Raw genomic sequence first — 16707 nt, forward strand, 5'->3', positions numbered from 1 at the left:
GATATATTTCTTCTAGAAATTCTTTCTTAATTATTACAATGCTGTAATAATAAATTCGCTTCGTCTATTGGCCTGATGCTCTTCTTCCGTACACGGAACTCCGTCCGAACATTTGTTTACAAGTTCTGTTTCGCCATATCCTTTACCAGTTAAGCGATTTGGAGCAATTCCGTTCTTAACCAACCATTGAATAGTCGATTTGGCTCGGCGTTCAGATAAAGCTTCGTTGTACTGATGAGAAGCTCTGCTGTCTGTGTGCGAACGAATATCAATTTTCATATTTGGATAATCATTCATAACAGATAATATTTTTTCTAGATCCAATGCCGCTTCTCTTCTGATATTCGATTTATCCAGATCGAAATAAATCATTTTGATACCGAAACATTTTCCCAAATCATCACCCACAGTAACTTTGCAAGTTGATTTATCTAATTGGATAGGAAGAGTTGTTTTTCCGCTATCTGTTCCAATAGTGACATTTACTTCTTTTGTAGTATATTCAGGTTTTTCTGCTCTTACAAAATACATTTTTCCGCATTCTACAGAAAAGCTATATTTTCCAGACGCATCTGAAATTGTAGAATTTTTAGGAGACATATCATTACCAAATAGCGAAACTTTTGTACCTGGTAAAACCGTTCCTGTTTCTGCATCTGTAATAATTCCTTCCAATTCCTGAATGCATTTTAGTCTTTTGGTTTCTAAAAACTTGTAGATATCATCAGAACCTTGCCCACCATCTTTATTAGAAGTAAAAAAACCTCTTCTTGTATCTGGATTAATAATATAGGCAAAATCATCTTTTGGAGAATTGACATCTGCCCCTACATTTTGGATATTGCTTATTTTTCCGTTTCCATCCATACTGGCAACAAAAACATCCAGACCTCCCAAACCGGGATGCCCATCTGAAGCAAAATAAATTTCATTTTCGCTGGTAAGAAATGGATACGTTTCTTTACCCTCTGTATTAATAGTATTTCCTAGATTCTCTGGTGTGCCAAATCCTCCGTTTGAATTTATACTTACTTTATATAAATCAGATTGTCCTAAAGATCCAGGCATATCAGAAGCAAAATACAATGTTTTTTCGTCAGGGCTTAAAGCTGGATGAGCCGTACTGTAATTATCACTATTAAAAGGAAGCTCCGTAATATTCGTCCATTTATTATCTTTCCCTAACTCTGCTTTGTAGAGTTTTATCAGAGTAACTTTATGATCGTCTTTACCTCTTTTCCCATTGATATAATTATTTCGGGTAAAGTAAACAGTCTTTCCATCTGTAGTAAAAACAGGGGACGCTTCATGAAATTTCGTATTAATAGCCGATTTAAATTTATTGACCTTAGCGGTATTTCCTGTTGAAGGATCCAAATCAGCATTATAAATATTTGTAAAATATTCGTCTGTCCATTTGTGCTTACGCTGTACAAAATTTCCTGTATCTCTTGCAGAAGCAAAATAAAGTTTGTTGTTATAAACAAATGAACCATAATCAGAATATTTACTGTTTACGCCTGCATCTTCAATTTTATATCGTCCAGAATTTGCCTTAATCTGATCTATGTAGTCTATATTTTCCTTATAAAGCTTTCCTCTGCTATCATTTTTTGATTTAGCATTAAACTCACCCAGAAATTTATTTGCTTCAGCAATCTCTCCTATTGATTTCAGACATTGTGCGTATCGATAATAATATTCTGGTTCTACGCTCGTGTTCATTGCAAACAGCTCTTTGTACCATTTTGCAGCATTTTCAAATTCTGAATTGAAGTAATATGCATTCCCCAATTTTTTAAACATGTCTTCAGATTTGTAGCCCTTATTCGCAATTTTTTCAAATGTTTTTATGGCATCGATATAAGCATAATTATCATATTTTTTGTCTCCAGAGCTTACCTTTGCCTGCTGTGCTTGCAATTCAAATGAAAAAGAAGCTATAACTGTAAAAAGTAGTAGTATTGATTTTTTCATGATACCTATTTTTAAAAGAAACGAGGAGTTGTGATTCTACTTTTGTTTGAGAAGAATTCGTAGCGCAAGAAAATTTCATGTGAACCTGAATTATAGTTTCTTAATTGGGTCGTTTCATTATCATATCCGTAACCAATATATAATCCGTCGGTAATCTGAAATCCTGCCATTGCGCTTACAGCTGCATCCCATCGATAAGCAAGTCCCAGAGTAAGTTTTTCAAAGAATAAAAAATTGGCAGAAACATCTACCTGAAGCGGCGCTCCTTGAACCATTTTAGTTAAAAGAGCTGGCTTAAATTTTACTTCTTGAGAAAAATCAAAGACATAACCTCCTATTAGATAATAATTGATTTTGTCTTTGTAAATGGCGACATCATTATCATCGTAACGGTTGGTTTGAATAAAATTTGGAACTGAAAATCCGATATAAGCTTTATTAGAATGCCAATAAATTCCCGCTCCAACATTTGGCGAGAAATCATTATCCAAATTTTGAAACTGTGGATCTCCTGCTGTCTCAGGATTTAGTTTGGTAACATCCAAATTAAAAATATCTGCTGTACCTTTTATACCAAAAGAGAGTTTCCAAGTTTCTGAAGTTGGCACCGTATAAGAGAGATCGACAGAAAATTGATTTTCTGTTGTAGGTCCGATTTCATCGTTTACCAAAGAAACACCAAGTCCAATATTACTATTATTTATTGGCGTATTTACTGAAACACTATTGGTTTTTGGCGCACCATCTAACCCAACCCACTGATCGCGATGCAAAGCAAAAATGCTTAAAACACCACGAGACCCAGCATAAGCCGGATTTATGTTTATTGTGTTATACATGTATTGCGTAAACTGCGCATCTTGTTGCGCATAACCACTACAATAACTTAATAGAACTATACAAAGAAGTAGTTTTTTACTCATTTTCTAATTTTTTAAATTTTTAACTTAAAGACATGACAAGTATGTTACAAGAACTTTTTGCTCCTTAACTTTTTCATGAATAATAGAATTTCCAGATTATTAGATACCCTAAAACCTTGCATATTAATCTAAATAACTGTAAATAATAAACTTAAGCGTATAAAAACTGGTAGAGAATTTCAAAGCATATTGCTTTTACTAATAAGGCTGTTAATGGTCTGGCTGATAAAATTCAAAGTCTGAATCGTAGAATACCGCAATGACTAAAAAAACAGATTTAGGAAGGAAAAAACTGTTGTAGTTGATAAAAACTATCACAATTTTGTTTGCTTGATGGGCATAAAATAAAAGTAAACTTAAAAACAGTAACCTCGTTTATTGATCAGATAAAAAAGGCTTTATAATTCTCATACATTTCTTTTAAAATGAGAATTGGTTAATAATCGAACTTTAAAAATATATAATGCTTTTCAAAAAATATGTAGAGTTTAAAATGCTTTTAGAAATTCAACAAAAAAAACTAAATTCTTACATTTAAAAAATAAAATTAAGTATTAAACATCTTACAATTAAACAAAAATAAATACTGATAATCAATAATTTAATATTTTATTGATTTAATAACAATATTTCAATTTTCTTACAAAACTATAAACACTATCCAATTTAGATGTTTCAAATCAGGTATTTTATGTTGCAAATTATAAAATGAAACAATTTTGTACGAAAATTAAAGCCTATTTCTCCCTCTTAACTAAGTTGTTATACATTTTTCTTATAAATGAGTTTTGAGATGATCCCTACCGGACTACTCAAAATATGAAAAGTGGTACATTTTGATGATACAGTAAAACAATACTTTTGATTTAAAATCATAAAAGCATCAAATAAAAAATGAAAACCGAAATACGAAACGACTGGAGCAAAGAAGAAATTCAAGCTATCTATGATAAACCTTTATTAGATTTAGTATATCAGGCGGCAACGATACACCGCAATTGGCATAAACCTTCAGAAATACAAGTTTGTACCTTACTTTCTGTAAAAACGGGTGGTTGTCCCGAAGATTGTTCATATTGCGGACAAGCCGCACGATATCATACCGATATTAAAGTCCAAGCTCTTTTGCCAACAGAAACTGTGCTCAACCATGCAAAAAAAGCAAAAGATGGTGGTTCTTCTCGTTTTTGTATGGCTGCCGCTTGGCGCGAAGTTCGTGACAACAAAGATTTTGACCGTGTTATTGAGATGGTAAAAGGTGTTAACGATCTTGGACTTGAAGTGTGCTGTACATTAGGAATGCTAACCGAAGAGCAAGCTATTCGTCTTCAAGAAGCGGGGTTGCATGCTTATAATCATAATTTGGATACTTCTGAAAGTTATTATGACGAAATCATTAGTACACGCAAATTTGATCAGCGTTTGGATACTATTAATAATGTTAGAAAAGCAGGAATCACCGTTTGTTCTGGCGGAATTATTGGTTTGGGAGAAACTCCTGCCGATCGTGTTTCTATGCTGGCAACTTTGGCTACAATGCCTGTTCATCCAGAATCTGTTCCTGTAAATGCATTGGCTAGAGTAAAAGGAACTCCGCTAGAAAATAATCCAAAAGTGCCTCTTTGGGATATGGTTCGAATGATTGCCACCGCACGCATTATTATGCCTGCAGCTGTTGTTCGCTTAAGTGCCGGACGAATTGAAATGACTGAAGAAGAACAAGCTTGGTGTTTTATGGCAGGAGCCAATTCTATTTTTACAGGAGAACGCGAGACATTATTAGTAACGCCAAATCCTGGATTGTCTGAAGACATGCAAATGTTTCAAAACCTCGGACTAAAACCTTTAGCTAAAGAAAGTAAAAGTGCTTGTTCTGTGGCTTAAAAACAAACTTAATCACCCTTTATAGCCCGAAAACTGCACCATCTCGAAATCATTTCAGGAGCGTGCAGTTTTTATATCAAAAAAACAATCGTTTAATCTGTTATTTTCTTTAAAAATACCTCACAAACTCTTCTCTCTTATCATGAGGGATATCAGAATGAAGCGATTTTAATTCCATAGTATTCCACGATTTCCATTCATCAGCAAGTTCGTTGTTGGTAGATTTATGATGTTCTAGAATTCCTTCAACAAAATAATCTTTCAAAGGCATATCTAGAATTCGTTCTTTTCCATCTTGTGTCAGCACTATTTTATGTTCTAACTTTCCTTTATCATTAATATGAAAAGTAAATAAACCGCTATCCCAAGAACTCAAATATTCTAAATCACCGTCATCATCATATTGTGTAGCGATAAGATTGTTTTCTTTTTCATATTCAAAAATCAAAGACATCATGCGATCATTTGCCCATTGATAGAAGACATCGGCGTAATCAAGTAAGTCTTGCTTTTCTACTGCATTATCCCACCAATAATTGTGTTTATAAGCTCCATCATTATTGATTTCAATTTTTACACGATTAAACTTTTGATCTGATGATTTATACTTTTCAAATTTTCCTGTCATCTTCCTTACCTCATCTCTAATTGCCTTATTGGATTGTTCTGATTCTTTTAATTCACCATCTTTCTCATAATTAACTATAAAACTATAACTCCCTTGCAATGTAAAAATGTAGTCAACAAGTAATTTATCATACTCAAATTCTGTATATTCTCTTCTTACTTGAGAAACTAATTCGTAAATATTCATATCTCTAATTTAAAAGTACCTCACAAACTCGTCTCTCTTATCATGAGGAATATCAGAATGAAATGATTTTAATTCCATAGTATTCCACGATTTCCATTCATCAGCAAGTTCGTTGTTGGTAGATTTATGATGTTCTAGAATTCCTTCAACAAAATAATCTTTCAAAGGCATATCTAGAATTCGTTCTTTTCCATCTTGTGTCAGCACTATTTTATGTTCTAACTTTCCTTTATCATTAATATGAAAAGTAAATAAACCGCTATCCCAAGAACTCAAATATTCTAAATCACCGTCATCATCATATTGTGTAGCGATAAGATTGTTTTCTTTTTCATATTCAAAAATCAAAGACATCATGCGATCATTTGCCCATTGATAGAAGACATCGGCGTAATCTAATAAATTTTTCTTTGCTTTATCATTTTCCCATGTATAGGTGCAAGTGTACAATCCGTTGTTCTGAATTTCAAATAAAGCAACATTAAACTTATCAGATGTCTCCAATTTATCTTTAAAAACTTCATAAATAGATCGTTCAAAAACATACATTTCTCTACCATCTAAAGACGTTTCTTTTTTACCGCCTTCACAAAAATAATAGATTTCTATCTCGTAACTTCCTCCAAGCGTGAAAGTAAATTTTATCTCTAAGGTATCATATGACAATTCATTATAATACTCAAAAAAAGCTTTTACTGCGTGTTGTTCTTTCATTTTTTTGCAACTCTTAGATCAAAAATACCTCACAAACTCATCCCTTTTATCATAAGGAATACTGTAATGAGGTGATTTTAATTCTATAGTATTCCAGGATTTCCACACATCAGCAAGTTGAATTGTAGTTATTGTATGATGTTCCAGAACTCCTTCTATAAAATAATCTCTTAAAGGCATATCTAGAATTCGTTCTTTTCCCTCTTGTGTCAGCATTATTTTATGTTCTAACTTTCCCTTGTCATTAATATGAAAAGTAAATAACCCACTGTCCCAAGAGCTCAAATATTCCAAATCACCGTCATCATCATATTGTGATGGCAGAAGATCGTTTTCTTTTTCATATTCGAAAATCATAGACATCATGCGATCATTTATCCATTGGTAAAAAACATCGGCACCTTTTACTAAATCCTGTTTTTCTTTGTCTTGGTCCCAAAAATGTTTTTGAGAATAAGTTTTATCAGGGTTTATTTCTATAATAAATCGGTTAAATTTTTCTTTTGTGTGAATTGTTTTTTCAAAAAAGTCTGAAACTTTTTCAACTTCATCATCAATAGGTCTTGGACTTATACCCGTTGGAAGTATTTCTCCTGATTCTGACACATACCTGACAAAAAACTTATAACTCCCCCATTGTGTAAATTCATATTCTACTTTCAATTTCAGATATTGATGTTCGTTGTAGTGATGATATAACGCATTTATTAAAGGAAGTAAGTTTTCAGTCATTTCGAAAGATTTAAAATTTATTTAAGGTCTGGTAAAGATATGATTTCAAAAATATTCTATCTGTCATTTTAAATCTTTTATCGGTAAATTTGCAGTAAAGCGTAGCACGATAAAAAATAGTAGCAAAAATGTATAAAAAAGCCCTTCAACCACTAATTGACAGTTCTACTGTTATATTAATTATGGGGACGATGGCTGGCGAACAGTCGATTGCCAAACAAGAATATTACGCTAATAGAGGAAATCTTTTCTGGAAAATATTGTTTTCTATATTTGAAGAAGAATTCAGCTCCTCTTATGAAGACCGAAAAGCGCTTGTAAAAAAATATAACATTGGTCTTTGGAATGTGCTAAAAAGTTGCAAAAGAGAAGGAAGTAGCGATGCTAGTATTACCGAAGAAGTTATAAATGATTTTGAAAGTCTGCACAAACAATATCCGAATATTAAGTACGTATTTTTTGAAAGCAAAGCTGCAGCAAAATATTTCCTGAAACATACCGCTCCGCAAGAAGGAATCACTTATATAACCCTGCCTTCTACTAGCGGATTAAATGCGGGCTTAACGAAAGAAGAAAAAACAGCACAATGGAAAACAGTATCTCAAATAGCACTTTCAAAATGCGCTAAATACTGATTATCTGTTTCTCATGATATAAAACAAGATTTCTTCTTCCAATTCCCTAGACAAGTTTTCGTACTTCATTTTACGTCGGTAATTCTTGTCACTTTTATCCTTGTATAGCTCCGTTTTAGCAGTACTTACACAATAAGCATCACATATAACCTTAAATTTTTGATCCAATATGTACAATTCTTTCATTGAATCAAAGTAAGCTGCAAATTTAACATTATACAATTCATCAGGAATAGCGGCCATAGGTTTAGCTGTATTTAAATTAATACTATAATTTACCTTTAAGATTCATAATACTATCACTTAATTATAAAGCAATGCAGGGTTTTATTTTCTTTTCACTCACCTCCTTATTAAAAGATATGGATAAGAATATTTAAAATTAAAATGAAAATTTCTAATCTTTTGTTTTGAAACTCTAGAAATGGTTTCAGATTATAAACTGAAACCATAAATTGTAAAATGAACCTTGACCCGCTAAAATGAAACAAGAAAAAATAAGGCGTTTTTTATATCAATATGATATTTAAACCTCATCATAATTAATAAAAAGAAAAGAAATCTATTGAAAATAAAAATTTAAATTGTTTTCAAATGCAGAATAATTCCCTATCGCATTAATTTTGACGAAATCACATTGCAAGTACAGATTGCAAATCTGCGTGATTGTTGCGAGATTTTTCTGCGCGATCAGGTTTCTTATTTCCGTCTTTTTCTTTTAAAGACCATTTATTGAAATTATATATAAAAATGCTCCGGCAAGAAACAGTAAACTATACAGTAAAAATCTATAATTCATAAATGTTTTTAAGGTTATAATTATTTAAAAAAGGCAAAACAAATGAATAATAAAGCAACATTAACCCAGCTAAAAGAAGAATAATACCTCCAAAGAATCCTTGCAGAGCATTACTCTGACTTACAGAAGGTCTTCGATACTTGACTTCTTTATACCATTCCCAGAAATACTTGGTAAGAAAACAACCTAATATAACTAGTGCAAATCCAGCAATAGTACCATACATATCGTCAATATCTCTCCAAAACCAAATTTTATCCATATAATTTTATTACTTCCTAAGAGATTAAATCTTTAGCATAAAAATTAATCTATTTTAGAAACTTACAAAAATTAATATTTGATTCCAGCCAAACTTTAAATGTTTTACTCTCAATAAGAAGTTCGTCTCTGTACAATTTAAAATATTCTATAGAAGTTCCGTCCAAATAATCTGCAGTTTTAATCACATCAAGCACAATATTTTTAAACAATATTTCTCCTAAATTATAATCACTCATAAATGTTATTATTCTAGAAATATGAAAAAAACTTATTCTATCGGCAACTTTCAAATATTCATAAAAAGCTAAAACTTGATTGTTAAATTCTATAGACTCAAATTTATCAATATTGCACTCTTCACAATAACTAATCAAAAAGTCTAAATCCGTAAAACAAATAGTTGTATCATATCTTTTAAAATCTTTTAAAGATTCTATAAATAACTTTTCTAATCCAGCTTTACTATTTCTATACAGAATTTCTTTGAATCTAACATTTACTTTTTCAATACACGATTTTCTTAATTCTGAATCTAATATATCGACTTCATTTAGATTTTTAAGGTCAGTTATATAATCACTTGTAAATATTATCATAGTTTTACTGATGATAGTTTTTCTTAAGTTTATTAATCCTTATTGCGGTATTATTTCTTCAATCCAGCTTTCGTTCATATATGCTTTGGTTTCTGAATATTTTTGATCGTCGACACAAACAATTTCAAAATCTTGCTCCCATTTTTCTAAATTATCAACTCTTTGAAAAATATAGAATATGTCATTATTTGAAAATTTTATAAAATAGCTAACTAATTCATCTTCCTTTATAAAATCAATGTAAGTTTCTTCATTTAATCTCTCGTAATTAATCTTTATCCATTCAAAATTTATTTGATTGTCTAATTCTATTTCATCTATATATTTAAATGTTGATGAATCAAATAATAAATAAGTTGTCTGTAATTGAATTAGAATTTTGAGTCCATAATTTGTATTGTTATCGTAATGATAGTAAATACTATCTACAGATTCTTTCTCCATACTACTGTCTTTTATTTCTCAAAGATTATCGTTTAATATTTCATAAATATCTGAAAATGAAATAGAAAAACTAATCATTCACATAACTCATTTATTGGACAGATTTCTTATTACTTCATAATAAAACTATCTGAATACGATATTTCATTTTTATCAAATTCATCATAACCATAAACCACTTTTATTCTAAACTTTCCTTTTTTTCCCTCTTCTTTAATAGATTCATTTTTTCTATTACTGTATTTAGGCGAATCCATTAACTCGGGCTGATTAATTTTAAAGTTTAAATCTAAATTTTTCCCTTTTTCTGAAATTAAAGTAAGTTCTAATGGATTAAAAGGTTTAGAAAAAACATCTTTAGAAAATAATTTCCATGCACCCTTTTTTTCATCATATTTCTCCAATTGGATATTCAAAAATCTACTTATGGTATCGTTATTTTTAATATTCAGAACGATATCGTCACTAACATTATATTGCTCTTTTTGGACTTTTACTTCTAAAAGTTGCGAAAAACCAAAAAAAGGAATTAGAATTACTAAAACTAAAATTTTCATGTTACAAATTTATTGTTATTTACTCTTTATGACCTTTATCTATGGCTTTCCTGTCTTTCTCCAATAGCCTCTCAAGCCATCAGGGGCAATCTTCATCACTTTTTCCCCCTGCTGGTGCGAGCGTCCCGCTCATACACAAACAGAAAATCAGTCCATTTCAATTTCTTAAAACACTTTTAGGGAACTATTCATACTTTTTCTTCAGAAGAAAACAACTTTGCGTTCACGAGCGAGACGCTAGTGGGGCGATAGGGTCATTTATTACTCCCTACCTTCTGTCCAATAAGGAACATCATAGAAAAAGTCATCCAAAGAAGTTTTTCTAGGTTTGTATTTAAATTCGTTTTTAATTTTAGGAATAAGTGACAGTATTTCTTGATATGTCAATTTATTAACATTGATGTTTTTACTTTCCCTATTAATCGCTTCACTTAATAAAATTTTCTTTTTTATATATTCTATCTTAAATACTGATAAACTATCATTACTGAACTTACTAATTGCATATACTGGTAAAAGTTTATTATTAAGAATAAACAAAGTAAAGGGTCGATTCTTTACAGGTTTAAAATCTGGAGAAATTGAGTTTATAGCAAGTTTTAAATTCTCTTTCTTATCGAAAAGTACTCTACTACGAAATCCATTATATAAAACTTTGTAGTTGGAATCGGAAAATACAACTTTACATCTCTTTAACTCATCTATACCAAAATCATCAAAATATTTGTCACATATATAACCATTTTTAACTAATTTATCAATATCTGTAAGGTACTCAATTTTTATTCCTTGATCTTTACATTCAATTTCTTTTTTATTTGTACAAGTAAAAATAAAAAATAGTAACAAACTGTATTTTAACATTTTTCATTTTTTTTAATATACGAAAAATCTTTTTATTTTCTGGTATTCTTCCAAATTTATTAATAGAACCCGTTAGCGCAGATTTGTAATCTGTGCCCGTAAAGACGAGTACACTTAAAAGTTTAGCACTTCAAAATAAATATAGTAGAATATCTAAAATCATTAAAATGCATAATAATTCCTTATCAATTACTATTGACGAAATCACTTTGAGGGCACAGATTACAAATCTGCGCGATCGAACTAATGAATATTTCGAAATATTATTCTTTTTCTAATACTTCCAAATTTTTATCAAGTTCAAAAGTATTTTGAGTTAGCTTAGCAAAAGAACTATTAATTACAAGAGTTTTTTTATTTTTCTTATAAATCGAACCACACGCAAACTCTGAATTTATTTGATAAAAAACATTTCTATTTTTGTCAAATATTATATAAGAATTAAACACATTAAAAATGATTGAATTCTTTTCTTCTTTAAAAAAAAGAATCGGAATTTTTACGTACACGTTTAGATCATTTGAAATGTTAATTGGCACCAGACAAATCTCAGGTTCTACGCTTAAATCTTTATATAACTCAACAACTTTATTTGATTTAAAAACAGTAATATCATCACTGCCAAGAAAAAAATTGCCTCTGTTAGATTTTGATATATTAACTTCCGAAACTTCTCTAAGTGATTGCAGCAAATTATGTAAAGCACTTTGCGAATAAGTAAAACTTGCAATAAATAAGAATAAAAGCGCAATAATGTTCTTTTTCATTATTTGTAGTATTTTCTACGGTAAAAGATTTTTTTTCTTCTTTAAAAAATATTATAAATATAAAGCTATTTCAAGAAAAGGTATTTTAGTTTTCACGAATGAGAAAGATTCCAATTATAAATCTGATACATTTTTATTTATATCCATTAACAAACGATTTCTAAATCGAACATTGAATTCATTACTAGTATTGCTACTATCAAATAATAACATATCGACTCTAGCATATAAATTATCGATATTAATTTCCTCTAACTTGAAGTAAAGCTTATCTGTGGTATTTTCAAAATAATAAAAACTATTAATTTTATAATTGTAAATGCAAAAAGGCCTGTGTCCTAATGGCTCATCCATTAATACTAACGAACCGGTAAATTTAATAGAATAAACTGGATAAAGATTTGTATTGAACATATCTATACTATCAATATCACTATATGGCAAATAAAATTTACAATAATATTTATTCATTCTTTTTTCAATTATTGTACGATTGGAATCATCATAATTTACGCTAATTAAACGATTTGAATTTACATCATAAATATATATTTCACTTTTACTTAAAACTAGGTCATCATTTTTCATATTCAAAATTTGCTTTTTGTCTATCATCAAATAGATACAATATTCTTTCTCTTTTTTAATTGGTATAAAAGCAAAATTTTTATTTCTCTTTTGTATGTTTTTATTTAGTTCAACAGTATATTTATCTTTAGCTTTCATTTCAAGAAATGAACTAAAAGATTGTTTTTCTATTAGTTTATAATTAAACGTTTCTTGCGCATTCAAAATAACACACCAGAAAAAAGCTAGTATCAAAATAATGTTTTTCATGTTGGAGCTTTCAAACTTTTTTCAAGACAAGACAATTATGCGTTCACGAGCGAGACGCTCGCGCTCGCGGGAGACAGCCCCAACTACATATCTTTCTAGTGTATCAGTTTTTTTCATCATAAACTTTTATCTCAAAACTAGTTTCATCAACTTTTGATAATGATACAAATGTTTTAAAATATCTCTTAGTTATGTTGATAACAGAATCTTTCAAAACATTTGTATCGTTATTAATTCCATTGTAATCTAATACTATATAACCTCTTCTTGTTACTAAACTATCTTGATATGAATGTAGATACATCGAATACTCCTTTATATAGTTTTCAGTATTCAAACTTTTACAACTCCCTGCTAATGAAAACTTAAAAATGTATTTTCCATCTTTAAATCTCATTTGATAAATATTACAGTCTTTTGAAAAGTCTCTTTCCGTAAGAGTATAATTTTCAGGTTTTCCTATCTCAATAGGCTTTTTTTTACATGATACTAAAGAAAATAGTATGAAAAAAATTAGTAAATATCTCATAATTATTTTTTTATTTATCATAATCTATATGCTAAAGGATGTATTTTCTATGCTAAAGAATCAAACATTTAATCATAAACTTGTCTTAGCATTATAATACCTAGCTCCATAGTAAGAAACATCACCGAAACATCACCGAAACATTACCCACATTCTTGAATCATTTAATGTTACCATAACTCCAATTACTCAATTTGGAATTAATGTAATAACCTGATGAATTTTCTTCAATTATCACGAAATCTTTCTTTTGCAGTACAAACTTTCTATTAATTAATTTGTATCTAAATAATTTCTTTTGATAATCATAGCCTTGTTTCCAATCTGCAAAATCTAAAAATCCATCATTATCAAAATCGTTAAAGCACTTAAGATCTTCAGAAGCTTGAAAATCTAATGAATAACAAAAAATGTCTTTAAGATCTGAAATATCAAAAAGTAAAATTAAAGTATTTGGAAGTGTCACTGGATTAGATACATCTTGAATGTAAAATGCTATATACTTTTGCTTATTAAAATTAAATTTTATCACATTTACTAGAGATGAGAATATATATGGCATTTTACGATTAAACTTTCTGCCATAATATAAACTATCAATATTAAACTTATGACCTTGTATTTCAATAGCGTCCCTTTTTTTTATTTGAGCATCTGAATTAGCAAAGTTAAGTTTGTAATAAAAAATACTTTCTGCATCATCTAACATTATTTTTTGCTCTGTAATCACTCCATGAGAACTTGAATCTATAACTTTAGAATAAATCTGTTTAGCATTATTCAAATCTATATAATCACATCTTAAACTATCCTTTGCTAATAAGGAATATGAAAACAAAACACTATTTGACTTATCTAATTCTGAACTATTTAAATTTTGCCCAAAATTTAAACTAGAGACAAATAATAAAACCAATAAACTAATTCTTTTCATATTATTCTTTTAATAATTCGTAAAATGTATGATAACGTTGGCCTTTTCCTTTACCAGATGTTTTATTTGTAACGTTTGTTGCATTGTTTAATGTAGGATTTCGTGCTAGAGGTCCATTTGCACCAGGACCTCCAACCCATTGATAAGCACCTCCCGTAGGATCTGTGGTCGTGCCCATGATGCTCCCAATGACAGATTTTATACTGTTTCTCATATCTTCATTACTTGTCAATTGATCTAAATCATTTCGTAAATTCGCAAATGCCTTACTATTAACATTTCCATCAGTGCCATCAAAATACCCCGGATACATATTCTTAATTACTTTTCCAACTTTATGTGTCATTTTTGTTTTAAACATAGCTTCATCACTTTTAAAGGGTTTGTTTGCTGGTCCCCAAACTCCATGTTCTTTTAAATTTTTCATTGTGTGAGCATAATAATCTGTAAAATTGCCGCCACCTTCTCCGTATACCCAGTTCGCTCTATTCAAAAAGTCTGAATGACTTATTTTATATTTTTGAGTCAAATCTGTTGTGGACTTAGAATCTTTAACTGCTGACCAATTTGTTTTCTTATCTTTTGTATTACTATCTATAGTTTTTTGATCTGTTATATATACCTTATTGTCTTTTACTCCATCATTACCTATATGATTACCATTTTCATCATAAAAGTCTCCTGCTAAACGCCCATCTGGATCTACAAATCGTATTGGATTGTTGAAACTAAAAACATACGCTCCATAGGATGGCATTTTCTCCGCTAAAGGATCAACATTCAACCATAAACTCGTCTTAGCATCATAATACCTAGCCCCATAATAAGAAAGATTCGTCTCCCTATCCAACTCCTTACCATTAAATAAATAAGGCGAAGAAAACGAACTCGAATGTTCCTCAAACAAAACCTCCCCAAAAGCAATATACTCCACGTGTTGCGAAATAGAACCGTTTTTGTTGGTAATATACGAAGTACTTCCCAAATGATCAGGGTGGAAATAGAAAATATCATTTTCTGGCATTCCTGTTCCTGTAAAGCCTTCTCCAGATTTTATTGTTTCTGGTTCTACTGGCGGTCCAAATTGTACTGGCGGTCCTGGCACATCTCCAGGCGCATTGAAAATTGGATTTCTTGGCCAACCTGCTGGCGGTTCTTGGTTTTCTTCTACCGGTTTTAGTACTTCACTTGGATAAGTTTAAGTCAATTTTTAGGATTAAATGAAAAATGTGTAAACTTTTCGCAGGACGAGAGATCTCGCAGTGACTGAAATATTAAAACAAAAAAGATGAGTATTAATACTCGTCTTTAAAATTATACACTTATAATATTGCGCTGTTTTAACGTTATAAATTTAAAAATCTATAACTAAGTCTGAAACACTATCAGAGAATACTTTTTATCTAAATGAAATTTTTTGTAATTTTTTCCCTCCAGAAAAAATATACAAAACATCGTCTATCAAGGCACTAGGGTGCAAATAATTCTTTTCTTTAAGTTCTTGGATTTCCCAAGTTGTTCCTTGATCTAAACTGTAAAACAAATCATATTCTGTAAAATTTCCTTTTATATTACCTATAAAGCCACATATTATTTTGTCATTACTCTGTAAGTCTCGAACAATACTATATTCTTCAAACTCTCTTAAAGTTTGAATCTCCTCTGATTTTACATTGTAGCTAATTAAGGTAATTTTTTTATTATCTATCTTGTTGTTTCCTACAATTATAATTTTATCCTCGCTTTGTTTTACAATTTTTTCAGGCTCTATTACTGTCTTTATGTTTTTAGTGTTTTCTTTATCATATTGAAATAAAAAAGATAGTCCATCTTTACTTCTTAAAATCGAAAATAATTTATTATCTAAAAAAAGTACATCATTTCCAACATCAATTGGCATTTTCTCTTTTTTAATTAAATTCTCATCAAATTTTGTAACAGAACTTCCTTTTTCTGTCTGAATATATATATTTGATTTGTCATCATACATTCCTCCAATAACAGGAAATTCTTTTTCAAGTTCAATTTTATCTGTTAAAGTATTAAATTTTAAAACAAAAACCTTTTCATTATAAAAATCATTAGTTCCTATATAAATAGCATTCTGAAATACTAAAACTCTATTAAAAAATTTTCTACTTTCTATAGATGCAATTTCTTTCCAATTTTTTCCGCTATCGCTGGTTTTATAAATACTAGCAATATCATGAGATTTAGGAAAAAAATTAGGGTCGTTTAGTTGTTCTTCCGTTTGTTCTTTAGATTCTGTGACATAATTAAACGAATAACCTTCTTTCGGATTGATAAAGTACATATATTCCGATTTACCTTTCATTCCACCAAAATCAATAATTTCAACATCAATTTTCTTTTTATTAGAATCTTTACATCCTAAAGCTATTAGAATTACTAATATGCATATTAGCTTTTTTTTCAT

General features: G+C 29.8%; 19 protein-coding genes. 2 read left to right on the forward strand and 17 right to left on the reverse strand.

Features of this window, described 5'->3' with window-relative positions; genetic code table 11:
• Positions 1-33: 33 nt before the first annotated feature.
• Positions 34-1977, reverse strand: coding sequence for an OmpA family protein (locus ABTV69_RS17710; RefSeq protein ID WP_433831115.1), 1944 nt, complete (start codon positions 1975-1977; stop codon positions 34-36).
• Positions 1978-1988: 11 nt separating this feature from the next.
• Positions 1989-2900, reverse strand: coding sequence for a PorP/SprF family type IX secretion system membrane protein (locus ABTV69_RS17715; RefSeq protein ID WP_433831117.1), 912 nt, complete (start codon positions 2898-2900; stop codon positions 1989-1991).
• A gap of 894 nt (positions 2901-3794) precedes the next feature.
• Between ABTV69_RS17715 and bioB the strand changes: the two genes are divergently transcribed.
• On the forward strand, positions 3795-4784 hold the full coding sequence (gene bioB, locus ABTV69_RS17720; protein WP_433831119.1) for a biotin synthase BioB: 990 nt from the start codon (positions 3795-3797) through the stop codon (positions 4782-4784).
• 109 nt (positions 4785-4893) lie between these two features.
• Here the strand turns inward: bioB and ABTV69_RS17725 are convergent, their stop codons facing one another.
• Genes ABTV69_RS17725 through ABTV69_RS17735 form a run of 3 tightly spaced genes read right to left on the reverse strand, consistent with a single transcriptional unit; the run spans position 4894 to position 7044 of the window.
• The gene (locus ABTV69_RS17725) at positions 4894-5598 is read right to left on the reverse strand and encodes a hypothetical protein (protein ID WP_433831121.1); all 705 of its coding nucleotides are present in this window, start codon (positions 5596-5598) and stop codon (positions 4894-4896) included.
• A gap of 9 nt (positions 5599-5607) precedes the next feature.
• A complete protein-coding gene (locus ABTV69_RS17730) occupies positions 5608-6312 on the reverse strand; it encodes a hypothetical protein (RefSeq protein ID WP_433831123.1) in 705 nt (234 codons plus the stop codon).
• 18 nt (positions 6313-6330) lie between these two features.
• Positions 6331-7044 (reverse strand): hypothetical protein, encoded by a 714-nt coding sequence (locus tag ABTV69_RS17735; RefSeq protein WP_433831125.1) that lies wholly within the window; start codon positions 7042-7044, stop codon positions 6331-6333.
• Between the two features lie 128 nt (positions 7045-7172).
• On the opposite strand from ABTV69_RS17735, the gene ABTV69_RS17740 reads away from it, so the two are divergent.
• Positions 7173-7679, forward strand: a complete 507-nt coding sequence (locus ABTV69_RS17740) for a DNA-deoxyinosine glycosylase (RefSeq protein ID WP_433831127.1) — start codon at positions 7173-7175, stop codon at positions 7677-7679.
• Here the strand turns inward: ABTV69_RS17740 and ABTV69_RS17745 are convergent, their stop codons facing one another.
• From ABTV69_RS17745 to ABTV69_RS17800, 12 genes are all read right to left on the reverse strand, one after another.
• Positions 7680-7922 carry a hypothetical protein gene (locus ABTV69_RS17745; protein WP_433831129.1) on the reverse strand — a complete coding sequence of 81 codons (243 nt, stop codon included), beginning with the start codon at positions 7920-7922 and terminating at the stop codon, positions 7680-7682.
• A 545-nt stretch (positions 7923-8467) separates the two neighbouring features.
• On the reverse strand, positions 8468-8740 hold the full coding sequence (locus ABTV69_RS17750; protein WP_433831131.1) for a hypothetical protein: 273 nt from the start codon (positions 8738-8740) through the stop codon (positions 8468-8470).
• A gap of 49 nt (positions 8741-8789) precedes the next feature.
• Positions 8790-9338 (reverse strand): hypothetical protein, encoded by a 549-nt coding sequence (locus tag ABTV69_RS17755; RefSeq protein ID WP_433831133.1) that lies wholly within the window; start codon positions 9336-9338, stop codon positions 8790-8792.
• 39 nt (positions 9339-9377) lie between these two features.
• Entirely contained in the window at positions 9378-9782 is a 405-nt protein-coding gene (locus ABTV69_RS17760) for a hypothetical protein (RefSeq protein WP_433831135.1), read from the reverse strand.
• A gap of 110 nt (positions 9783-9892) precedes the next feature.
• Positions 9893-10339: a hypothetical protein gene (locus ABTV69_RS17765; protein ID WP_433831137.1), complete on the reverse strand. Its 447-nt coding sequence runs from the start codon at positions 10337-10339 to the stop codon at positions 9893-9895.
• Between the two features lie 261 nt (positions 10340-10600).
• Entirely contained in the window at positions 10601-11203 is a 603-nt protein-coding gene (locus ABTV69_RS17770) for a hypothetical protein (protein ID WP_433831139.1), read from the reverse strand.
• Between the two features lie 263 nt (positions 11204-11466).
• On the reverse strand, positions 11467-11970 hold the full coding sequence (locus ABTV69_RS17775) for a hypothetical protein (RefSeq protein WP_433831140.1): 504 nt from the start codon (positions 11968-11970) through the stop codon (positions 11467-11469).
• Positions 11971-12084: 114 nt separating this feature from the next.
• Positions 12085-12807, reverse strand: coding sequence for a hypothetical protein (locus ABTV69_RS17780; RefSeq protein ID WP_433831142.1), 723 nt, complete (start codon positions 12805-12807; stop codon positions 12085-12087).
• Between the two features lie 103 nt (positions 12808-12910).
• A complete protein-coding gene (locus ABTV69_RS17785; protein WP_433831144.1) occupies positions 12911-13336 on the reverse strand; it encodes a hypothetical protein in 426 nt (141 codons plus the stop codon).
• Between the two features lie 160 nt (positions 13337-13496).
• Positions 13497-14270, reverse strand: a complete 774-nt coding sequence (locus ABTV69_RS17790) for a hypothetical protein (RefSeq protein WP_433831146.1) — start codon at positions 14268-14270, stop codon at positions 13497-13499.
• A gap of 1 nt (position 14271) precedes the next feature.
• Positions 14272-15375 carry an RHS repeat domain-containing protein gene (locus ABTV69_RS17795; protein ID WP_433831148.1) on the reverse strand — a complete coding sequence of 368 codons (1104 nt, stop codon included), beginning with the start codon at positions 15373-15375 and terminating at the stop codon, positions 14272-14274.
• Positions 15376-15669: 294 nt separating this feature from the next.
• A complete protein-coding gene (locus ABTV69_RS17800; protein WP_433831150.1) occupies positions 15670-16707 on the reverse strand; it encodes a hypothetical protein in 1038 nt (345 codons plus the stop codon).

Origin of the sequence: Flavobacterium anhuiense, assembly GCF_050990855.1 — a bacterium.
Taxonomy (GTDB): domain Bacteria; phylum Bacteroidota; class Bacteroidia; order Flavobacteriales; family Flavobacteriaceae; genus Flavobacterium; species Flavobacterium anhuiense_C.

Bases quoted from the DNA above. Each gene is read 5' to 3' on its own strand.
- ABTV69_RS17710 (WP_433831115.1), bottom strand. From the start codon at position 1,977: ATGAAAAAATCAATACTACTACTTTTTACAGTTATAGCTTCTTTTTCA.
- ABTV69_RS17715 (WP_433831117.1), bottom strand. From the start codon at position 2,900: ATGAGTAAAAAACTACTTCTTTGTATAGTTCTATTAAGTTATTGTAGT.
- bioB (WP_433831119.1), top strand. From the start codon at position 3,795: ATGAAAACCGAAATACGAAACGACTGGAGCAAAGAAGAAATTCAAGCT.
- ABTV69_RS17725 (WP_433831121.1), bottom strand. From the start codon at position 5,598: ATGAATATTTACGAATTAGTTTCTCAAGTAAGAAGAGAATATACAGAA.
- ABTV69_RS17730 (WP_433831123.1), bottom strand. From the start codon at position 6,312: ATGAAAGAACAACACGCAGTAAAAGCTTTTTTTGAGTATTATAATGAA.
- ABTV69_RS17735 (WP_433831125.1), bottom strand. From the start codon at position 7,044: ATGACTGAAAACTTACTTCCTTTAATAAATGCGTTATATCATCACTAC.
- ABTV69_RS17740 (WP_433831127.1), top strand. From the start codon at position 7,173: ATGTATAAAAAAGCCCTTCAACCACTAATTGACAGTTCTACTGTTATA.
- ABTV69_RS17745 (WP_433831129.1), bottom strand. From the start codon at position 7,922: ATGGCCGCTATTCCTGATGAATTGTATAATGTTAAATTTGCAGCTTAC.
- ABTV69_RS17750 (WP_433831131.1), bottom strand. From the start codon at position 8,740: ATGGATAAAATTTGGTTTTGGAGAGATATTGACGATATGTATGGTACT.
- ABTV69_RS17755 (WP_433831133.1), bottom strand. From the start codon at position 9,338: ATGATAATATTTACAAGTGATTATATAACTGACCTTAAAAATCTAAAT.
- ABTV69_RS17760 (WP_433831135.1), bottom strand. From the start codon at position 9,782: ATGGAGAAAGAATCTGTAGATAGTATTTACTATCATTACGATAACAAT.
- ABTV69_RS17765 (WP_433831137.1), bottom strand. From the start codon at position 10,339: ATGAAAATTTTAGTTTTAGTAATTCTAATTCCTTTTTTTGGTTTTTCG.
- ABTV69_RS17770 (WP_433831139.1), bottom strand. From the start codon at position 11,203: ATGTTAAAATACAGTTTGTTACTATTTTTTATTTTTACTTGTACAAAT.
- ABTV69_RS17775 (WP_433831140.1), bottom strand. From the start codon at position 11,970: ATGAAAAAGAACATTATTGCGCTTTTATTCTTATTTATTGCAAGTTTT.
- ABTV69_RS17780 (WP_433831142.1), bottom strand. From the start codon at position 12,807: ATGAAAAACATTATTTTGATACTAGCTTTTTTCTGGTGTGTTATTTTG.
- ABTV69_RS17785 (WP_433831144.1), bottom strand. From the start codon at position 13,336: ATGAGATATTTACTAATTTTTTTCATACTATTTTCTTTAGTATCATGT.
- ABTV69_RS17790 (WP_433831146.1), bottom strand. From the start codon at position 14,270: ATGAAAAGAATTAGTTTATTGGTTTTATTATTTGTCTCTAGTTTAAAT.
- ABTV69_RS17800 (WP_433831150.1), bottom strand. From the start codon at position 16,707: ATGAAAAAAAAGCTAATATGCATATTAGTAATTCTAATAGCTTTAGGA.